Source organism: Terriglobales bacterium (assembly GCA_035454605.1).
GTDB lineage: Bacteria > Acidobacteriota > Terriglobia > Terriglobales > Acidobacteriaceae > DATMAB01.
The window spans coordinates 1-3,306 of sequence record DATIGQ010000138.1; the positions used below are offsets into that span (position 1 = coordinate 1).

The 3,306-nt window shown below is 65.5% G+C and carries 5 protein-coding genes; 3 read left to right on the top strand and 2 right to left on the bottom strand.

The window, feature by feature from the left end; translation table 11 throughout:
- Positions 1 to 148: 148 nt before the first annotated feature.
- Entirely contained in the window at positions 149 to 1,204 is a 1,056-nt protein-coding gene (gene dusB, locus VLE48_10220) for a tRNA dihydrouridine synthase DusB (GenBank protein ID HSA93375.1), read from the bottom strand.
- A gap of 92 nt (positions 1,205 to 1,296) precedes the next feature.
- Between dusB and mscL the strand changes: the two genes are divergently transcribed.
- Positions 1,297 to 1,668, top strand: coding sequence for a large conductance mechanosensitive channel protein MscL (gene mscL, locus VLE48_10225; protein HSA93376.1), 372 nt, complete (start codon positions 1,297 to 1,299; stop codon positions 1,666 to 1,668).
- Positions 1,669 to 1,774: 106 nt separating this feature from the next.
- Here the strand turns inward: mscL and rpmE are convergent, their stop codons facing one another.
- Positions 1,775 to 1,993 carry a 50S ribosomal protein L31 gene (rpmE, locus tag VLE48_10230; protein ID HSA93377.1) on the bottom strand — a complete coding sequence of 73 codons (219 nt, stop codon included), beginning with the start codon at positions 1,991 to 1,993 and terminating at the stop codon, positions 1,775 to 1,777.
- Between the two features lie 226 nt (positions 1,994 to 2,219).
- Here rpmE and VLE48_10235 point away from each other — a divergent pair, with 226 nt between their 5' ends.
- Positions 2,220 to 2,969, top strand: coding sequence for an ATP-binding protein (locus VLE48_10235; GenBank protein HSA93378.1), 750 nt, complete (start codon positions 2,220 to 2,222; stop codon positions 2,967 to 2,969).
- Positions 2,970 to 3,045: 76 nt separating this feature from the next.
- On the top strand, positions 3,046 to 3,306 hold a 261-nt coding region (locus tag VLE48_10240; GenBank protein ID HSA93379.1), incomplete at its 3' end, for a hypothetical protein.

The window sequence follows — 3,306 nt, forward strand, 5'->3', positions numbered from 1 at the left end:
GTGGAGATGAAGGTGGCGGCGGGGGGCGGTCGCGCCCGTGCCCCGTCAGTAGAGCTTGCCGGTCAAGGTCTTGACGCAGACAGAATTCTAAACCCACGTTATCGCCGAAGAGCACGGCGCGAACGTGGGGCACCGTCAGGGCCGAACGTCAGGCGGAGGGCGTCGGTTGAGCGAGCAAACTCTCGAAGAAGACTTCCACGCGCTCCAGGATCTGCTGCTCGGTGCGGGATTCGTAGACGGCTTTGCGCAATGCGCTGCTGCCTGAGACGCCGTGCGTGAACCAGGAGACGAACTGCTTCATCTTGCCTTCGGCGCCGGGCATCTGCTCGTCGATGAGCATGCGGAAGTAGGTGCGGATCATCTGGTAGCGGTCGGCGTCGCTGGGCTGCTCGTACGCTCCGGTGGCCGCGTACTGCGCGATCTGGCGGAAGATCCACGGATTGGAGGCGGCGGTGCGGCCGATCATGACCGCGTCGCAGCCGGTCCGGGCGACCATCGAGGCGGCGTCCTCCGGAGTGCGGATGTCGCCGTTGCCGACCACCGGGATGCCGACGGCGTGCTTGACGGAGGCGATCCACTCCCAGCGGGCGGTGCCGGTGTAGCCCTGCTCGCGGGTGCGGGCGTGCAGCGCGACGGCGTTCAGGCCGCAGTCCTCGGCCATGCGGGCGAGTTCAACGCACACGATCTCCTGATCGTTCCAGCCGGCGCGGAACTTCACCGTGAAAGGGATGCGGACGGCGGCACGCACGCGCTCGAAGATCTGGCGGATGCGCGGCAGGTCGCGCAGCAGGCCGGAGCCGCCGTTGCACTTCACGACTTTCTTCGCCGGGCAGCCCAGGTTGAGGTCCACCAGGTCGAAACCCAGGTCCTCGACCAGGCGGGCGGCATCGGCCATGACCTGGGGATCGCTGCCGAAAAGCTGCGCCGAGATGGGATGCTCGTCGTCGTAGAAGTGCAGGTAGCGACGCGCCTTCTTGTCTTTTGCGCGCAAAACGCCATCGGCGGAGGTGAACTCGGTCATGATGAGTCCGCAGCCGCCCAGGTTGCGGATGAAGCGTCGAAAGACAGTGTCGATAACGCCGGCCATAGGTGCGAGGAACGTCGCGGGGGCGATCTCGACCCGGCCGATGCGCACACACCCAGGCACAGCCGCCGCGACAGGCGCGGCAGCGGGCGAGGGCGGGCTGTCCCAGAGCTTCTGCACGAGGCTTTTATTTTACAGGCGCTGCCTTCTACGGGTCGGGCGTTTGTGCGAGAATCCGGCCGCGCATTGATTTCCGCAGTCCGGAGGCAGCTATGGTGGGTGAATTCCGAGGATTCCTGTTGAAGAACAATGTGATGGCGCTGGCTACCGGGTTCATCCTGGGGGCGGCGGTGGGCAAGGTGGTGACGGCGCTGGTCAACGACCTGATCATGCCCTTCGTGGGCATGGTGACGCCGAGCGGAGAATGGCGGCAGATCACCTTCGAGATCGGGTCGGGCAAGTTCCTGGTGGGCGACTTTGCCGGCGCGGTCGTGGACTTTGCGATCATCGCGCTGGTGGTGTTTCTCATCGCCAAGGCGATGTTCAAGCCGGAGCCTGGGCCAGCCACCAAGAACTGCCCGGCCTGCACCGAGCCGATCGCGGCGGCGGCGACGCGGTGCAAGTGGTGCACGCAGGCGGTGTGATCTTCGCCCACCTGTCGCTCGAAAGCATGAGCGACCAGGGTGGGGCACCCGCACGGGTAGACACACAAAAGCCTCCGTGGGGCGGAGGCTGGAGCACGTCAGGACCTTAGTTCTTGGTTTCTTTCCCTTTGGCGTACTTCCTGCGGAAGCGCTCCACGCGGCCGGCGGTATCGATGAGCTTCTGCTTGCCGGTGAAGAAAGGATGGCAGTTGGAGCAAATCTCCACGTTGATGTTGCCCTTGTGGGTGGAGCGCGTGGTGAAGGTGTTGCCGCAGGCGCAGTGCACCCGCACTTCGTTGTAGGCAGGATGGATACTGGCTTTCATGTCCGGAAAAACTCCTCGCAGCAAAGCTCTTATTTTACAGGACGGCCGTGAGACCGGCAACCGGGCCGGGGAAGCCCCAAGATCGGCCCCGCTCAGCCCATGGACAGGCGCGCGGGCCGAGTTTTCCTCTGCTTTCCACAGCAAACGCCAGAAGCGCACAGCCTGAGAGCCGCACCCCAAGCATCGTAGTTGCGTCCGGCCGAATTGCCGACGTAGAGTGCTGACCATGGCCGTGGTGGAGGAGAAAGTCTGCCCGCTGTGCCGGGGCTCGGGGTGGAGGGAAGTCGAGGGCGGGCGGCGGACGCGCTGCGACTGCCGCATCGCCGGGCGAGCGGAGAAGCTGCTGGAGCAGGCGCGCATCCCGGCGCGCTACGAGCACTGCGAACTTTCCGACTTCCATGCCGACTTTCCCGGGGCGCATCCGTCGCTGGCGTCGGCGCGGCTGGCCGCGGGAAGGTTTGTCGAAGAGTATCCGCTCGAGTCTACCGGACTGCTGCTGGTGGGCTCGATCGGCGTGGGCAAGACCCATTTGGCGGTCGGCATCCTCAAAGAGCTGATCCGCACCAAAGGGGCGCACTGCCTGTTCACGGACTACCGCGACCTGCTGAAGCAGATCCAGAATTCCTACAACCCTTCGGTCCAGACCACGGAGATGGAACTGCTGCGCCCGGTATTCGAGGCCGAGGTCCTGGCGCTGGACGAGCTGGGCGCCGTGAAGCCGACGGAGTGGGTGTGGGACACCGTCAGCCTGATCCTGAACACGCGCTACAACGACCGCCGCACGACCATCATCACCACCAATTTCCCCGACCTGCCGCCCTCGACCGCTACCGGGGCGGCGCGGGCCGCCCGCGAGGAGACCCTGGGAGACCGCATCGGGGAGCGCATGCGCTCCCGCCTGCAGGAGATGTGCCGCAAGATCGAAATGCAGGGACAGGACTTCCGCCAGCGGGTGGGAAGCGCCAGCTTCCGGTGAGGCAGTGGTCAGTGGCCAGTGCTCAGTGAGCGTCGATTTCCGCATCTCTGTGTCTCCGTGGTGAGAAAATCCTCTCGTGCTGGCACAGGCTGTCGAGTTTTCACCTGACCGTGATGCGGAGATCCTGGCCGCGATACCGGCAAGCGCCGGCGTGTTCCTGTTGCGCGGGGAAGCGGGCAGCGAGCCGTATGCGGCCAAGACGGCCAACCTGCGGCGCAGGCTCACGCGGCTGCTGGGCCCTGCGGAAGAGCGCTCCCGGCGGCTGAACCTGCGGGAGCGCGCGCGGACCATCGCATACACGGCCACGGGTTCGGACTTCGAATCCAGCCTGCTGCTC